Consider the following 15616-nt stretch of genomic DNA (forward strand, 5'->3'; position numbering starts at 1 on the left):
TAAATAAAAAGCGGTTAAGAAATTTTCTTAACCGCTTTTTTGTTTTATCCTTTAAACTGTCCCATTGCAATGAATTTCTCCTGCCTTTGGGTTTCAAGTTCCTGTCCTGAGAACTTTGAAAAAGCTTTAATATTCTGTAAAATAGAATGCTTAAGATTCAGGTAAGCCACTTCAGGGTCATATTGAGCGCCTCCAAGAGGTTCTTCAATAATACCGTCGATGAATTTTTCTCTTAAAGCATCTTGTGGGGTAAGGTTTAATGCATTGGCTGCATCTTCCTTGTGATCCCAGTTTCTCCATAAAATAGAAGAGCAGCTTTCCGGTGCAATTACGGTGTACCATGTATTTTCAAGCATGTATACTTTGTTTCCCACACCTATTCCCAATGCTCCGCCACTTGCTCCTTCACCGATGATATAAGTGAAAATAGGCGTTTTAAGCTGAACCATTTCGAAGATGTTTCTGGCAATTGCCTCTCCCTGGCCTCTTTCTTCAGCTTCCAGCCCAGGATAAGCTCCCGGTGTGTCTACTAAAGTTACCACAGGGATCTTGAATTTTTCAGCAAGCTTCATCAGTCGTAAAGCTTTTCTGTATCCTTCAGGATTCGGCATTCCGAATCTTCTGTGCTGTCTTTCTTTGGTTGTTCTCCCTTTCTGGGTTCCGATGATCATTACTTTCTGACCATCCAATGTAGCTAAACCACCAATCATTGCAGGGTCGTCTGCGAAATTTCTGTCTCCGTGAAGTTCCAGGAAACTTCCTTTGTCTACCATTCCATTGATATAGTCAATTGTATAGGGACGATCCGGATGACGGGATAGTTGTACTCTCTGCCAAGGGGTAAGGTTTCCGTAGATTTCTTTTTTCTTTTCCAAAATCTTATCCTCAATCTGGCTGCATGCTAATTTTACATCAACACCACTTTCTTCTCCTACTAAAGAACAAGTCTGAAGTTGATCCATCAGATCTTTTATAGGAAGTTCGAAACTTAAATATTCCATTTCTTGAAGTAAATTAAATCTTTCAAATTTATGAAAAATTATGAAAAACTATTTAAAATTATTGATAGCATTGTTTATTCGGGAGATAGTTTCCTCTTTTCCAATCAGTTCCATGATATCCGGAACGTCCGGGCCTTTCAGTTCTCCTACCAAAGATAAACGCAGCGGCATCATTACTTTTCCCATGCCCAGGCCTTTGTTTTCGGCAAAATCGTGGACTGCCTGCTTCAGGATTTCTGAACTGAATTCGGTAGTGCTAAGATTTTCTGCCAATTCACCTAAAACAGCAGATGTTTCTTCGTTCCATGCTTTTTTCGATGCTTTTTCATCATAAGAAAGGGGCGCTTCGAAGAAAAATTTTCCGTTTTCGTAAATGTCTTTAGGGAAAGTAGCCCTTTCTTTCATGAGACCGATGATCTTTATTAATTTTTCATCGGAAACACCGGAAAGGTTAATATCTGTATTTTTTAACAGCTGAAGAAGTTCGTCGTCCGATTTCATCTGGATATACTGATGATTGAACCATTCCGATTTCTCTTTGCTGAATCTTGCACCTGCTTTATGCACTTTATGAAGATCAAATTCTTTTGCCATTTCTTCCAGCGACAGGACTTCTTTGTCGTCGGCAGGGGACCAGCCCAGTAAGGCTACCATATTGATGAAGGCGTCAGGAAGGTATCCGTTTTCTCTGTATCCTTTTGAAACAGCTCCTGTTGCAGGATCTTTGAAATCCAACGGAAATACAGGGAACCCGAATTTATCACCGTCTCTTTTGCTTAATTTCCCAGAAAGTCCTTTCTTTAAAAACTGCTTTACGGAAGCGGTTAGCGGGTTGTCTTTATCGTTTTCGCCCAGCATGGATTTAAATCTCGGGCTTTTTACTTCTGAAAAGAAAGATTTGATAAGTTCTGCCGATTCATCAAAAGAAAACTGACTGTTTTTCAAAACAAATTCTTCTGCAAAAGATTTTGTAATACTGTCGATATTATCTTTATTGATTAAGGTTGATACATCGGGCTTCAGGATCAGGGAAAGGTGTGCAAACTGCGGTGCTTCCCAGCCCATCGCTTCGTATAGTAAAGTGTGAAGTCCTAAAGACGGCAGCCATTCCTCACCACGGATCACGTGGGAGATTTCCATTTCATGGTCATCAATGATGTTGGCAAAATGGTAAGTTGGCATTCCGTCGTTCTTTACAAGAACTTTGTCGTCCAGTGTATTGGTATTCACGGAAGAATGTCCGCGGATAATGTCTTCAAGGTTAAGGGTTCTGTCTACCGGCATTTTGAATCTTACCACATAAGGTGTTTTTTCATCCAGTAATTTCTGAACTTCCTCTTCGGAAAGTGCAACACTGTTTCTGAGACGGTTTCTGGTTTTATTATCATAAGAGAAAACCTCTCCGTTGGCCTCAAATTCAGCACGGATGGCATCCAGCTCTTCCGGTGTATCGAAAGCAATGTAAGCATAGTCTGTTTTCAGGATCTGCTCTGTGTATCTGTCGTAGATATCTCTTCTTTCAGACTGTCTGTAAGGGGCAAATTTCCCTCCTTTCTTAGGACTTTCATCAGGAATGATTCCGCACCATTCTAAAGCTTCCTCGATGTATTCTTCAGCTCCTTCAACGTATCTTGCCGTATCTGTATCTTCAATACGAAGTACAAATTCACCACCCTGGTTTTTGGCAAAAAGGTAATCATATAATGCGGTTCTTACGCCTCCCAAATGCAAAGGTCCTGTAGGACTTGGAGCAAAACGGACTCTTACTTTCTCCATTTCAATAAAAATTTTGTGCAAATTTACTTAAAATTACCCGAGTTCGGGTGAAGAAAATTAAGATTAAAGGGCTGGAAGCTCGAAGAGGAGGGCTGAACGTTCCTGCTGGAGTTAATTCATCCTCAAACTTCGCTCTTATTTAAGCATCAGCAGCTTAAAGAATAAGACAGGATTTTTATACTTGACCTTGTATTTTTCTTTTTTCCATTCCGTTCTTAGTCTTTCTTTTTCGGATTCAGAATCTGTTTCGGATAAAAGGATTTCATATTTGAAATGAATGAGCTTCAGCTGGTATTTTTTATAAAGTTCCTTGTCGGCTTTGATGTAATCGAGGTATTTATGAGTAACTTTTTCATAGGAATCTTTCATCAGCTTCCAGTTTCGTGAAAGACTTGTAGAAAGAATCCTGTAATAGAACAGTTTTTTATCGATAAAGCCTATTTTGTATCCTTTGGAGGTAAGCCTAAGATTCATATCCCAGTCTTCGGTATTGATGTTTTCGTCAAACGGATATTTTACCAGAAGCTCTTTTTTTACAAATGTCCCTACATTGGCTGTTTTGTTTTCAGAAACATTTTCATGGAAAAAACGGTAAAGGGTATCTATGATCTGTTTTTTTTCTTTTGGGCTGTAGGCATCTGTCATTTTATCTTCAGACTGATAATATTTATAACCATCCGAAAGGATAAAATCTACCAGGTTCTTCTGAATGTATGAAACCTTCTCTGCAAGATGATCTTCTGTGAGCCAGTCGTCTCCTGAAAGAAGAGAAACATATTCTCCCGAAGCATGTGAAACGGCAATATTAATATTTTTTGCTACCCCAAAACTTTCAGTGTTCCGGATCATCTTGTAAGGGCGGTCAAACTTTGAAAGAACTTTTTCCGCATTTTCAAATGTCTTGTCTTTGGAAGCATTATCCAAAAGAATGATTTCATAATTGGGATAGGACTGCGAAATGGCGGACAAGCATGCCTGCTCAATGAACTTTTCATGGTTCATGGTAATGATAATGAGGCTTACAAGCGGCGGATTGTTCATATTTTTGGATGGAATTTTTTAAAATTAAGGATGGGTCCTGTAAATAAAATAATAATATTCATCAGCTGATTTTCTTACTAAAACAGGTTGCCTTTTTTGAAGATGGAAGTATGTATAAAATATTGATGTGAAGAATGGATTATCCTTTATTTTTTTCGTCATAAATATTCTTTTGGATACCATATAAGTGTATTTATAAACCCTCAGCTTCCATTGTATGGCAATAAGATTTCTGTTCTTTATTCAAAATCAGACGGCTAACTGCTATTTAAATATTGAGTAACTGCTCCAGCTTCTTATTAAAAATTTCAGGATCCAATCTGTAATCCTCATGGAAACCTTCATAATCCTGCGGATAAATATAGAAATAAAGATCGAAGCCTGCTTGTTTAGCTAAGGTAGAAAAAATAGCAAAGTCTCCCCATACGGAACTGAACCAGCTTAGGCCTTTGGCACCTTCATTGGCAAACAAAACATTCGTCCAGGCTGCACCACTGGGACCAATAATATATTCAGCATTGTTGACCAGATAGATTTGCTCATGAATATTCAGATCTTCAAAAAAGACTTCTTCAAAACCATGCCTTTGTACTAATGCCAGAATTTCTTCTTCATTGTATTTTCTATACTGAGATCTTCTGGAGATAAATATTCTTTTAACAGGCTGAATGCGGACTTTAGCGAGATCCAGATTATCAAAGGCCGTTTTTCGGAGATATTGGAGCGATGATTTCGATAGTTTGGTAAATCCGGCTTCATAAGTCATTCCCGGCATAATATTCGGGACTGCATAATTGTTGCTGGTGATATGCCAAAGCTTTTTAAAGCGGTAATAATTTTTTCCGTGGCTGAGGAACATAATTTTATAATCCTTCAAAAAGAACATAAGCAGATCCTTCAGGTTTTCAACCTTCTGTACATCTTCATCTATGATGATCAGCTTATTTTTAGCATCAGGAATATATTTGAAATACTCAACTTTGGACAGGATATCTACCAGGAAATGATAATAATTGAAAGTAAACGTTCCACCCATGAAAATAGCTTCCTCATCATAATAAACCTCTTTATAGTTCTTCACCTTGGCCAGAGTCATCGAATGCTGCAAAAGATTGTTGGTATTGTAGACATAGGTAATCCTGTCGTCGTCATGCCATCTCTCGTAGTAGATCTTTTCTTTTTTCAGATCTAAAAAATAAGTAGAGTTGGGAATACATAAAACATTCTGAAGGGCAAAAATCTCTATAGCATTTTTAGGGGCTTTTATAGTAGCTTGGGTAGTTGTATCAAACGTCTTAGGCAGAAACAATTCTGACTCTTCTTTATCACTGATCGTCATTCTTTCCGTGCAGTATTCAGAAGGGATAGAATCCAGTGGTAAAAAATCCGTTACGAGTCTTTTGGCTTTCCTGAAAAAAGACTTGATATAATATTTTTTTCTAAGTGCTTTAAGCTCCTTTTCTAAATGTTCAATTTGTTCCTTCGCATTCATATTCTAAAACTTGGGATGAACTGAAAAATAGGTATATCGGTTAAGGTGTTCTATATAATCCCGTTATAATAATCCAGGGTTTCATTAGCCATCTTATCAATACCGAATTTTGATTCTATTAATTTTCGGGCATTCACTGAAATCCTGTTTCTCAGCTCATCGTCTTCAAAAATAAGACTTATCTTTTCGTGGAAGTGATCTTCCCCGGCAATCAGGCCATTTACAGGTTCTTCTATAATTTCTTTAAAAGAATCTATCGCAGAACACACCACAGGTTTCTGCATAGCCATTACCTCAAGCAAAGATAAGCTAAAATTTTCACCTTTGGAGGGAAAGCAGACCACCTCTGCTTTGCCTATGAGCTCTACAATTTCCGCACCCGGTTTGTTTCCGTAAAAATGAATTGAATTCCTGCTTTCCGGATCCTGTATGTTTTCGGCTATATAATCAGGGTAGTGGTTGGGCTTACCTATAAAATGGAGCGATGCTGCGGGATATTTTTTTCTAAGTTTAATAAAAGCATTAATAAGAGTTTCCGCTCCCTTTTCGTAGGATACATTTCCTAGATAGAAAACAGATTGGTGAATGACTTCCGCTTTTTCAGAAGGCTTATAGAATTTTTCATCAATACCGTTGTAGATGAGTTTGGGGTTTTTAATGCCGAAAAGGCTTTTATTGATCGCCTCATTGTACTTGGATATCACAATGATGTTTTTCGAGCTTTTAAAGGCTTCTTTTTCACAGAAGATTCGTCCTTTATGAACTTTTTTATATCCAAAATACTTCTCCAGAACAGACCAGGAACCATGGCACCTGATTACATAAGGGATTTCTTTGGGAATAGAAAGTGCCAGACCGTCAAAATCATGGGTTTCTGCAATGTCAAAATGAAGGTTATTCTTCCTGATCCAGGTATTTATTTTATCTGAAATTATTTTTTTCTCAGAAAGATAGGTTTTAAAATGAATCTTTTCAAGAGCTTTTACTTTTCCGGTAGCCGATCTTAGCAGCTCAAGAAGAGGATTGGCTTTAAAAATATCTTTTACGGAATGGATCTTTATACCATTCTCCTCTATATCAAATGCATGTTTCGAGATCAGGAAAACATGTACCGAGATCCCTCTCTTTACAAGTTCTGCACACAAATTTTTATAAAAAACGCCTGTACCGCCTACTTTGGGAGTACGGGAAGACTGGTATTCCCGGGTTACAATAAGTACATTTTTTATTTCTTTCATGAATTCAGTTTAAATACCGTGTTCACCCAATGGTCAAGCGTATACTTATTATAAACTTCTTCAGGCAGCTTTTCGTATGGCGTATTGAAAAAATCTTTGTTTACATTACGGAAATTTTTATCCAGAACCAGAATATTATTGGGGTTATAAAAATCATACGTTTTGATCGTAGGATTGTCGGTGATGATTTTCTTTTCCAGCGCCATAGCTTCAAATATCCTGAAACTGAGCCCGGTCTGGTTAGCACGCATCAGATCGAGAATGACTTTGGTATTTTTGTAATAATCCGGCAGTGCATGATGAGGTATTTTTTTTCTTCCGAATTTTAAAATATCAATGTTTTTTGGATCAATGATTTGGTTCAGCTTATTTTTCCAGCCTTTTTTACCTACCATGTACACCTCAAATTTTATTTTCATGGGCAGTAACCTGTTGATCAAAAGATTCAAAGCAGAGAGTCTTTTTTTATCATAGGAAGTAATGTAGAACAGATCCAGCTTAGGATGCTGCTTTTCGGCAGGAAGATAGTCGAGGTAATTATAGTTGGTAATCTTTTCGAAACCGAAATTTTTCACATCATTATCATCAAAGGAAAATATCGTATCAAAATAATGAAGATGTGTTGCTGGGTTTCTGGCCATGCTGTCATAAAGATAAGCAATATTCCGGTCTGCATATTCCCTGATCTTCTTATGGATATTTTCCTCAATAGCTTCAGGATTGATGACCAGAATCTGATCCTGCTTTCCGATTTTTTCCAGAGATTCCAGTATGAAACTTTGTCTTTTGTGATATTTCGGGTTTTTGCCCAGAAAAATCTTGCTGAAAGTGTTTTTTATACGCTCACCAGTATTTTTATGGGTAAAGGCTCCGATGTTGATATGGCATGCTTCAATGCCTTTATCACTCAGTTTTTCCACTATGTGTTCATCATAATGCCAGAAATCGAAGCTGATTAAACAAATTTTCATACTGCAAAAATAAAAATTTCATAATTAAATTTATATTTTTGATGAAAACCCTGAGCGGAATGCAAAAGAAAATTCTTATTGATGTTGAAAGATTAAAGTACCCAAAGTCGGGAATTGCCAACGTATGTGTTTCATTAATAAAGGGTCTGGACGAAAAAGAGTCTGATTTTGACTATACTTTTTACGGTCCGAAAAAAAATATTCCAGGCACAAAAAAAAGTTTTAATATCATCGACTGGAAGCTCTGGCAAAAGAAATTTTCAATCAATACAAAGCCTTTTTCACTAATCCATACCACTCATCAGCTGTCCGAATATTTTCATACTGTAATGAACGGCCAGAAAAAAGTGGTGACGCTTCATGATCTTAATTTCTTACATGACAACAGCTCGGAAAAAAAGGTAAATAAAAGTAAAAAGCTCGTCCAGAAAAATATAGGGAATGCAGATGCAATAGTCTGTATTTCAGAGTTTGTGAAGGATGATTTTCTTAAAAATAAGGGACTTTTCAAACTGAAAAGTAACGTTAAAATTGAAGTCATTTATAACGGACTTATCTTTCCCGAAACTACAGGATTCAGTTCCCGCAACACTTACAGTTTCATTGGCAAAAAATACATTCTGAATATCGGGGTCCTTTTTCCAAAAAAGAATCAGGAAGTGCTTCTGGACCTTATCTCAAAAAACGACAGAGATCTTGTATTGATCACTTCATCTGCGAAGTCTGCCTATAAAGAACAGTTTTTAGAAAAAATCAGAAAACTTGGGCTGGAGAGGAGAGTGCATATTTTGGAAAATGTAGATAATAATGAAAAGTATTTTCTTCTGGAGCATTGTGAATCCTACTGCCACCCTTCACTGGCAGAAGGCTTTGGAATTCCGCCTGTGGAAGCCATGCATTTCGGGAAACCTGTTTTTCTAAGTAAACTAACAAGCCTCCCGGAAATTGGAGGAGATTTAGCTTTCTATTTCGATAATTTTTCGGCAGAGCACATGCAGCAGGTGTATGCATCGGGAATGCAGCTCTATGGCTCCGGAAAAGATGAGTATGCCTTAAAATTAAAAGCCAGGGCAATAAAATTCGGCTATCTTGAGATGGCGGCTGCCTATGAGAAGCTCTATAATGAGCTGCTGAATTAAAATTTAATTTTTCCGAGTCTCAGTTTCCACTTGAATACATTTAAACTGTCGTCTCCTCTGATATCAATCCTTTTGATCTCAAATTTATTTTTCCAGGGATAATAGGCAATATTGTTACCTATACGTACTGCAGAAGTGATTCCTGCATTTTCAAGGATAGAGAAAAATTCTTTTTTCTGTTTACCTTTTTTGGGAAATTTACCATAAGGATAGGCGAGTACCTTTGTAAAGGGAATTGCTTTTTCCTCAAGGGTACGGATGTTTTTATGGAGATCATCTGCCGCTTCCTGTAAGGAGATTTGTGAATAGTTCCTGTGAGCATGGCTGTGCAGGGCTATTTCAACCAATTCGGGATTAAGGGATTTTATCTCGTCAAAGGTCATCAGCTGGCGGTTTTCTTCGTTTTCGCTTTTTTCGATAAGCTCAGTTGGAACGAAGATCGTTGCTTTCAGCCTATACTTTTCCAGTAAGGGAATCAGGTATTGAAGGTTATTGAGATAGCCGTCATCAAATGTCAGGATAAGTTTATGCTTCAGCTGGTTGCTGGTATTCAGATCATTAAAAAATAAAGTGTTGTAATTGCTTTTAATATATTGAAGCTGGTTTTCAAGGTTTTCTGCAGACACAGTAAGTAAATCTCTACCTGGAATTTCTTTTTCCGGCAGAACTTTGTGATACATGAGAATACGGACGCTTTCTGTTTTCGAAAATCCTAGTGTCCTTTTAATGAATCTAAACATGGCTATCTGAATTTTACAAAACGTATATTCTATAACGATCTTACGGTTTATAATAATTCTACTGTTTTAATTTGATTGACTGATTTTATGATGATAAGTCTACAAAAAAAGAGATCTGTTACAATCTTCAAAAATAATTAAATATCAGATGCATTAGCTTAAAAAAATATTAAAATAATATTTAAGCCTTTGAATAGGTGTCACAAATAAAAAATAAAGCCGGAAGCATTAGCCCGGCTATTGTATTTTAGATATAAATTATTTGAGCTTGAGAATCTCGTTGATCTTGATGTATTTTAGAAAAGTGTAAAATGCGCCGGTAATAGAAATATAAAATCCCGCAACCCCATCAAGAAAGCCGAACTTGAAAAAATAGGTTTTCATAAAATCATAAAAAGGCGAAAAAATAATCTTAAAAAGAGATACCGACTTCCCGCTGGAAATCTTTTTTTCTGCCATCAGCTGGGTATAGCTGTTGATTTTTTCAATATGATGGGCAATACTTTTATAGGTATAATGATCGATATTTCCAGGCAATTTTCCTTTTTTATCTTGTGTTATGAAACATTCATGTACCAGATCGTCAGTATATTTTCCATGTCCTTTTTTAAAAAACCTTTCTCTCCATACGTTTCCCCATCCGCCATACTTAATGGTTTTTTTCAGCAGGATGTTGTTGAAGTGGATTTCATAAACATTATAAGGAGGGTTGGAGCTGTTTAAAATTTCTTTAATAGCCTGCACTGCTTTCTGGTCCGGAACTTCATCGGAATCCAGGAACAGGATCCATTCTCCCGAAGCTTCAGACAGGGTATAGTTTTTCTGACAGCCGAAGCCGAGAAATTTTTTCTGAATAAATTTTACCTTTGGAAACCCGGTACAGATTTCCTCGGTTTTGTCTGTGGAAAAAGAATCAACGACAATAATCTCATCGGCTATCTCATAGATGCTCCTGATGCTTTTCTCAATGATTCTTTCTCCATTTAAAACAATATAACAGACTGATAACTTCATTAATGAAATTCTGTAATAGTTTTTTCAATGATTTTGACGCAGTCTAACAGCTGCTCTTCTGTAATTACCAAAGGGGGTGCCAATCTGATGATATTTCCGTGGGTTGGCTTGGCAAGGAGACCATTTTCTTTTAATTTTAAGCATAGATCCCAGGCTGTAGAGCTGTCCGGAGTATCATTAATCAGGATAGCATTTAAAAGGCCTTTTCCTCTTACTTTGGTAATCAGGTTATTTTTAGCAATGATTTTTTCAATTTCGGATCTGAAAAGCTGACCCAACTTTTCTGCTCTTTCAGATAGCTTTTCGTCTTCAACTACATCCAGGGCGGCCACTGCCACTGCACAGGCAATTGGATTTCCCCCGAATGTAGAACCGTGTTGTCCCGGCTTGATTACGTTCATGATATTGTCATTGGCCAATACGGCTGATACAGGATACATACCTCCTGAAAGAGCTTTTCCCAAGATCAGGATATCAGGCTGCACATTCTCGTGGTGGCAGGCAATAAGCTGGCCTGTTCTGGCAATACCCGTCTGAACCTCGTCTGCGATAAACAGCACATTGTGTTTTTTGCATAGTTCAGATGCATTTTTAAGGAAGCCTTCGTCCGGAACATAAACACCTGCTTCACCCTGGATAGGCTCTACCAGAAATGCGGAAATATTTCCTGCTTCTCTGTTCAGTACTTCTTCCAATGCGGCAATATCGTTGTAAGGAATTTTTATAAATCCTGGAGTAAAAGGTCCGTAATTCTGATTGGCATCAGGATCATTTGAGAAAGAAACAATAGTAGTGGTTCTTCCGTGGAAATTGTTTTCGCAAACAATGATTTTGGCTGCGTTTTCTGAAATTCCTTTTACTTCATAGCTCCATTTTCTTGCTAATTTTACGGCAGTCTCTACGGCTTCAGCTCCGGAATTCATAGGAAGTACCTTATCAAATCCGAAAAGAGTAGTGATTTTCTGCTCATATTCTCCCAGTTTTGAATTGTAAAATGCTCTTGAAGTAAGGGCAAGTTTCTGAGCCTGCTCTACCAGTGCCGACACAATTCTGGGATGGGAATGCCCCTGGTTTACAGCAGAGTAGGCGGAAAGGAAATCATAATATTTTTTGCCTTCCACATCCCATACAAAAACACCTTCTCCACGGTCCAGAACTACTGGAAGAGGATGATAGTTGTGTGCTCCGTGCTGGTCTTCAAGGTCAATAAAATACTGTGAGTTTTTTGCTGTTGCTGCTGTTGACATATGTTTTGGTTTTTGACAAATTTAAGCATTATTAATGAGATGTATGAACAAAAACATAATAGGGTACGGGGAAGTATTTAAAGTGTATTTTAGGGCCGGATTGGGGTGTTTCAGAAAATATTTCTTTGCCTGATAAGGTCAAACAGGTTTTATATCTTTCAGGAGAGCTTTATATTATTTTAGAAACTAAATTTTATTATCTGCTATAAGATCAATTCTATCTCAATAAATTTTATTTCTATTTCTTTTAACTTTAACCACAATATCTTCACCGATTGATTTCTGGAAATATGAGTTCAATCATTACAGCCAAAAAAAGACAGAACAGCATCCCGATCGGAAACTACTATTCTGTCTGTTGTTATTTTTTTGATATGGGAATTATATCCTTAAGATGAAGGCCATTCTCCTCTGTATGAAGAATTACCAAGATCAATTTGTTCTGCACTCACAACAAAAGTGATGTACATGCTGTTATCATCTACTGCGTCGAAGTCTACTTCATGCTGGATTACATATCCGTTCTCCCATTTCAAAGTAGTCAGTGTTCCTTCTTCGTGAGACTTGTTAAAGGTAACCTCTCCGGTTGTAGGCTTGTATTTTCCGTTAAGAAGACTTTCCAGAATGTCTGATTTTTCTGTAGCTTCCACTGTGATTTTGATGAGTGCATTGGAAGGATCTGATGCCACTCTTCCTGATACATCTGTAGAACGGGATACACTGTAGTTAAGCTTTAGTAACTTTTGTCCCTCACCGCCGTTGAATTTTAAAATTCCTCTTGAATTTCTTTCTGCCATGATTAGTAAATTTTAATTGTTAATATTTTGTGATTTGTTTTTTATATCACCAAAAATAGAAGTAATTATATTATCAGGAAAAAGTTTTTGGAAAAATTTTAAAAAGTGTAGTAATTCTTCGACTAACACTTGTTAGGTGACTTGTTTGTTGGTACTCAGTGTTTTATAGGATTTGGGATGATGGAGTTGATAAAGTCCGATAAACAGGGAGATTGAACATTTATAGAAGCTGTACCGGATTTTTTGAATAAAAAAACTGCCCCGGATGAGGCAGTTTAAAATGTTATCTGTAAATAATCTTAGTGATTATCATATTTTCTGTCCATTACAAAATCCTCCATGAATTTTGTTGTATAGTTCCCTGACAGATAATCTTCATTATCCATCAATTGTCTGTGGAAAGGAATCGTTGTTTTTACACCTTCAATATAGAATTCTTCCAGTGCACGTCTCATTTTAGCGATAGCTTCCTCACGGGTTTGAGCCGTAGTGATAAGTTTAGCGATCATAGAGTCATAGTTGGAAGGAATTGTATATCCTGAGTAAACGTGAGTGTCCACTCTGATCCCGTGTCCGCCAGGAATATTTAATCCTGTGATTTTTCCCGGTGACGGTCTGAAATCAGCATAAGGATCTTCAGCGTTGATTCTGCACTCGATTGAGTGTAATTTCGGGTAATAGTTGATTCCGGAAATAGGAGTTCCTGCTGCAAGAAGAATCTGTTCTCTGATCAGGTCATAATCAATTACCTGCTCAGTAATAGGATGCTCTACCTGGATTCTTGTATTCATTTCCATGAAATAGAAATTTCTGTGCTTGTCTACAAGGAATTCAATAGTTCCCACACCTTCGTATCCAATGAATTCAGCAGCTTTTACAGCAGCTTCACCCATTTTCTCACGCAGTTCGTCGGTCATGAAAGGAGAAGGAGTTTCTTCAGTCAGTTTCTGGTTTCTTCTCTGTACAGAACAGTCTCTTTCAGAAAGGTGACATGCTTTTCCGTACTGGTCACCAGCCACCTGAATTTCGATGTGTCTTGGTTCTTCAATCAGTTTTTCCATGTACATTCCTCCGTTTCCGAAGGCAGCCACAGCTTCCTGAATAGCAGATTCCCAGTGATCTTTAAGGTCTTCCGCTTTCCATACAGCTCTCATACCTTTTCCACCACCACCGGCAGTAGCTTTGATCATAACAGGATATCCTGTTTCTTCAGCTACTTTTACAGCATGCTCATAAGATTCGATCAATCCGTCAGAACCTGGTACACATGGTACTCCTGCAGCCTTCATTGTCGCTTTGGCATTTGCTTTATCACCCATTCTTTCGATCTGCTCAGGAGAAGCACCAATGAACTTGATGTTGTTTTTCTGGCAGATTCTGGAGAAGTTGGCATTTTCAGATAAAAACCCGTAACCAGGATGAATAGCATCGGCATTGGTAATTTCTGCTGCTGCTATAATATTAGAGATTTTAAGATAGGAGTCTTTGCTCATAGCAGGCCCTATACAAACTGCCTCATCAGCAAATCTTACATGGAGACTGTCTTTGTCTGCAGTAGAGTATACGGCAACGGTTTTGATCCCCATTTCTTTGCAGGTACGTAAAATACGCATTGCAATTTCGCCACGGTTGGCTATTAATATTTTTTTGAACATCTTCTTCGAAATTTTAAATTATAAATTTTGAATTTTAAATTATTTTAAATGAAAGCATTCATCTAAAATTTATAATCTTTAATCTAAAATTCCTTAAGATGGATCTACTAAGAATAAAGGCTGGTCGTATTCTACCGGTGTAGCATCGTCTACTAAAATCTTCACGATTTTTCCGCTGATTTCAGAATCGATCTGGTTGAATAACTTCATTGCTTCGATTACGCAAACTACTTTTCCTACGGAAATTTCATCACCTACGTTTACGAATACATCTTTATCAGGAGATGGTTTTCTGTAGAAAGTACCGATCATTGGAGATTTGATAGCCACATATTTGCTGTCATCTGAAGCGGCTTCTGTTTTTTCAACAGAAACTGCTGCCGGAGAAGCAACAGGAGCCGGAGCTGCCGCAGCCTGAGGTGCTGTGTGGTATACTGCTGGCTGTGCATAAACCGCATCGCTACCTGCTAATGGAGTTTTAATGGTGATTTCGAAATCTTTAGTTTTGTATTTTACTTCTGAAACTTCAGCTTTAGATACAAACTTAATAAGATTTTGTATGTCTTTAATGTCCATAAAATTGATATTTGATTTTGTCCCAAAGATACCAAAAAAACGTAAAAAACAACAAAAAACCGCCAAATTTTATCAAAATTGGGCGGTTTTTGTATTAAAATGAGGCTTTTTCACTGAAAAGCGACTCTTAGTTTTCTTCTGTAGCTGCTACTTCTTTTTCCAATACTACTTTACCTCTGTAGTAAAGTTTTCCTTCATGCCAGTGAGCTCTGTGGTAAAGGTGAAGTTCACCAGTTGTTGCATCTTTCGCTAATTGAGGAACTACTGCTTTATAATGAGTTCTTCTCTTATCTCTTCTTGTGGACGACTGTCTTCTCTTAGGATGTGCCATTTTGAATAACTTTTTTAATTGATGAGCGATGAGATTCATCATCTCATCATATTTAAATTATTTTATTTAATTATTGTCTTTTAATTTTCTCAACGCGTCCCATCGGGGATCGCTGTCATGCTCTTCCTCTTCGGACTCTTCAATGTCTTTCGGACTGAACCTGTTTAGAATTTCCAGATCTTCATCGCTTACATTCGGTGAAATTTTTTTCATGGGTATAGAAAGCTGTACGTTTTCGTAAATCAGCTGAGCTACATTGAATGCATGATCTGAAGCTGGTATCGTAATGACGTCTTCATTGCTGTCGTCATATTCTTCACCAAAATTCACCAAAATTCTGATCTCGTTTTCAATAGGATACTCGAACTCATCATTTGTGATATCACAAATAAGGGTAACTGTCCCATGTACTTTGATCTCAAATTCCAAAAACGTGGTATGTTTTTCAAGAAAAACATCTGCGGTTATATTAGGATTTGTAAATTCCTGTTCAGTGTCAAATAATTGAAAGAACGTTTTATCTATCTCAAATTTGAACACGTGCTTCCCGTTTTTGAGTCCGGAAAAGCTTACGTCATAGTTTCTTAACTTGTCCATA

15 protein-coding genes are annotated in these 15616 nt (G+C 37.4%); 1 reads left to right on the forward strand and 14 read right to left on the reverse strand.

All coding sequences use genetic code 11. The features are described from left to right. Window positions 1-44: 44 nt before the first annotated feature. The 6 genes from BUB03_RS20510 to BUB03_RS20535 all read right to left on the reverse strand — a co-directional run bounded on the left by BUB03_RS20510 (window position 45) and on the right by BUB03_RS20535 (window position 7519). Window positions 45-1001, reverse strand: coding sequence for an acetyl-CoA carboxylase carboxyltransferase subunit alpha (locus tag BUB03_RS20510; protein ID WP_040997623.1), 957 nt, complete (start codon window positions 999-1001; stop codon window positions 45-47). Window positions 1002-1049: 48 nt separating this feature from the next. Next, window positions 1050-2777, reverse strand: coding sequence for a glutamate--tRNA ligase (gltX, locus tag BUB03_RS20515; RefSeq protein ID WP_073066677.1), 1728 nt, complete (start codon window positions 2775-2777; stop codon window positions 1050-1052). Between the two features lie 135 nt (window positions 2778-2912). Then, entirely contained in the window at window positions 2913-3818 is a 906-nt protein-coding gene (locus tag BUB03_RS20520; RefSeq protein ID WP_073066680.1) for a glycosyltransferase family 2 protein, read from the reverse strand. A 268-nt stretch (window positions 3819-4086) separates the two neighbouring features. Beyond that, window positions 4087-5310 (reverse strand): glycosyltransferase family 61 protein, encoded by a 1224-nt coding sequence (locus tag BUB03_RS20525; protein WP_073066683.1) that lies wholly within the window; start codon window positions 5308-5310, stop codon window positions 4087-4089. A 50-nt stretch (window positions 5311-5360) separates the two neighbouring features. Beyond that, window positions 5361-6548: a glycosyltransferase family 4 protein gene (locus BUB03_RS20530; protein ID WP_073066686.1), complete on the reverse strand. Its 1188-nt coding sequence runs from the start codon at window positions 6546-6548 to the stop codon at window positions 5361-5363. Continuing rightward, complete coding sequence (locus BUB03_RS20535; protein WP_073066688.1) at window positions 6545-7519, reverse strand: WaaS/CpsH family glycosyltransferase; 975 nt, start codon at window positions 7517-7519, stop codon at window positions 6545-6547. The genes BUB03_RS20530 and BUB03_RS20535 overlap by 4 nt, the downstream gene beginning before the upstream one ends. A 41-nt stretch (window positions 7520-7560) precedes the next feature. Here BUB03_RS20535 and BUB03_RS20540 point away from each other — a divergent pair, with 41 nt between their 5' ends. Then, window positions 7561-8658 (forward strand): glycosyltransferase family 4 protein, encoded by a 1098-nt coding sequence (locus tag BUB03_RS20540; protein ID WP_228417954.1) that lies wholly within the window; start codon window positions 7561-7563, stop codon window positions 8656-8658. Here BUB03_RS20540 and BUB03_RS20545 read toward each other — a convergent pair. The 8 genes from BUB03_RS20545 to BUB03_RS20580 form a co-directional block, all read right to left on the reverse strand. Further along, window positions 8655-9398 (reverse strand): polysaccharide deacetylase family protein, encoded by a 744-nt coding sequence (locus tag BUB03_RS20545; protein ID WP_083539032.1) that lies wholly within the window; start codon window positions 9396-9398, stop codon window positions 8655-8657. The two genes, BUB03_RS20540 and BUB03_RS20545, sit on opposite strands and share 4 nt — an antisense overlap. A 258-nt stretch (window positions 9399-9656) precedes the next feature. Continuing rightward, on the reverse strand, window positions 9657-10412 hold the full coding sequence (locus BUB03_RS20550) for a glycosyltransferase family 2 protein (protein WP_040997609.1): 756 nt from the start codon (window positions 10410-10412) through the stop codon (window positions 9657-9659). After that, window positions 10412-11659 (reverse strand): ornithine--oxo-acid transaminase, encoded by a 1248-nt coding sequence (rocD, locus tag BUB03_RS20555; protein WP_073066694.1) that lies wholly within the window; start codon window positions 11657-11659, stop codon window positions 10412-10414. Before rocD ends, BUB03_RS20550 begins: the two co-directional genes overlap by 1 nt. Before the next feature lie 389 nt (window positions 11660-12048). Further along, complete coding sequence (gene tssD / locus BUB03_RS20560) at window positions 12049-12456, reverse strand: type VI secretion system tube protein TssD (protein WP_048502793.1); 408 nt, start codon at window positions 12454-12456, stop codon at window positions 12049-12051. Between the two features lie 299 nt (window positions 12457-12755). Further along, complete coding sequence (gene accC, locus BUB03_RS20565; RefSeq protein ID WP_040997603.1) at window positions 12756-14111, reverse strand: acetyl-CoA carboxylase biotin carboxylase subunit; 1356 nt, start codon at window positions 14109-14111, stop codon at window positions 12756-12758. 93 nt (window positions 14112-14204) lie between these two features. Further along, window positions 14205-14687, reverse strand: a complete 483-nt coding sequence (accB, locus tag BUB03_RS20570) for an acetyl-CoA carboxylase biotin carboxyl carrier protein (protein WP_040997601.1) — start codon at window positions 14685-14687, stop codon at window positions 14205-14207. A 127-nt stretch (window positions 14688-14814) separates the two neighbouring features. Further along, the gene (gene rpmF, locus BUB03_RS20575; protein ID WP_002976251.1) at window positions 14815-15018 is read right to left on the reverse strand and encodes a 50S ribosomal protein L32; all 204 of its coding nucleotides are present in this window, start codon (window positions 15016-15018) and stop codon (window positions 14815-14817) included. 66 nt (window positions 15019-15084) lie between these two features. After that, complete coding sequence (locus BUB03_RS20580) at window positions 15085-15615, reverse strand: YceD family protein (protein WP_073066696.1); 531 nt, start codon at window positions 15613-15615, stop codon at window positions 15085-15087. Window position 15616: the final 1 nt, after the last annotated feature.

Origin of the sequence: Chryseobacterium oranimense, from assembly GCF_900129755.1 — a bacterium.
Lineage (GTDB): Bacteria > Bacteroidota > Bacteroidia > Flavobacteriales > Weeksellaceae > Chryseobacterium > Chryseobacterium oranimense.

Coding starts and splice junctions, on each gene's coding strand:
- BUB03_RS20510 (WP_040997623.1), bottom strand. CDS start 1,001: ATGGAATATTTAAGTTTCGAACTTCCTATAAAAGATCTGATGGATCAA.
- gltX (WP_073066677.1), bottom strand. CDS start 2,777: ATGGAGAAAGTAAGAGTCCGTTTTGCTCCAAGTCCTACAGGACCTTTG.
- BUB03_RS20520 (WP_073066680.1), bottom strand. CDS start 3,818: ATGAACAATCCGCCGCTTGTAAGCCTCATTATCATTACCATGAACCAT.
- BUB03_RS20525 (WP_073066683.1), bottom strand. CDS start 5,310: ATGAATGCGAAGGAACAAATTGAACATTTAGAAAAGGAGCTTAAAGCA.
- BUB03_RS20530 (WP_073066686.1), bottom strand. CDS start 6,548: ATGAAAGAAATAAAAAATGTACTTATTGTAACCCGGGAATACCAGTCT.
- BUB03_RS20535 (WP_073066688.1), bottom strand. CDS start 7,519: ATGAAAATTTGTTTAATCAGCTTCGATTTCTGGCATTATGATGAACAC.
- BUB03_RS20540 (WP_228417954.1), top strand. CDS start 7,561: ATGAAAACCCTGAGCGGAATGCAAAAGAAAATTCTTATTGATGTTGAA.
- BUB03_RS20545 (WP_083539032.1), bottom strand. CDS start 9,398: ATGTTTAGATTCATTAAAAGGACACTAGGATTTTCGAAAACAGAAAGC.
- BUB03_RS20550 (WP_040997609.1), bottom strand. CDS start 10,412: ATGAAGTTATCAGTCTGTTATATTGTTTTAAATGGAGAAAGAATCATT.
- rocD (WP_073066694.1), bottom strand. CDS start 11,659: ATGTCAACAGCAGCAACAGCAAAAAACTCACAGTATTTTATTGACCTT.
- tssD (WP_048502793.1), bottom strand. CDS start 12,456: ATGGCAGAAAGAAATTCAAGAGGAATTTTAAAATTCAACGGCGGTGAG.
- accC (WP_040997603.1), bottom strand. CDS start 14,111: ATGTTCAAAAAAATATTAATAGCCAACCGTGGCGAAATTGCAATGCGT.
- accB (WP_040997601.1), bottom strand. CDS start 14,687: ATGGACATTAAAGACATACAAAATCTTATTAAGTTTGTATCTAAAGCT.
- rpmF (WP_002976251.1), bottom strand. CDS start 15,018: ATGGCACATCCTAAGAGAAGACAGTCGTCCACAAGAAGAGATAAGAGA.
- BUB03_RS20580 (WP_073066696.1), bottom strand. CDS start 15,615: ATGGACAAGTTAAGAAACTATGACGTAAGCTTTTCCGGACTCAAAAAC.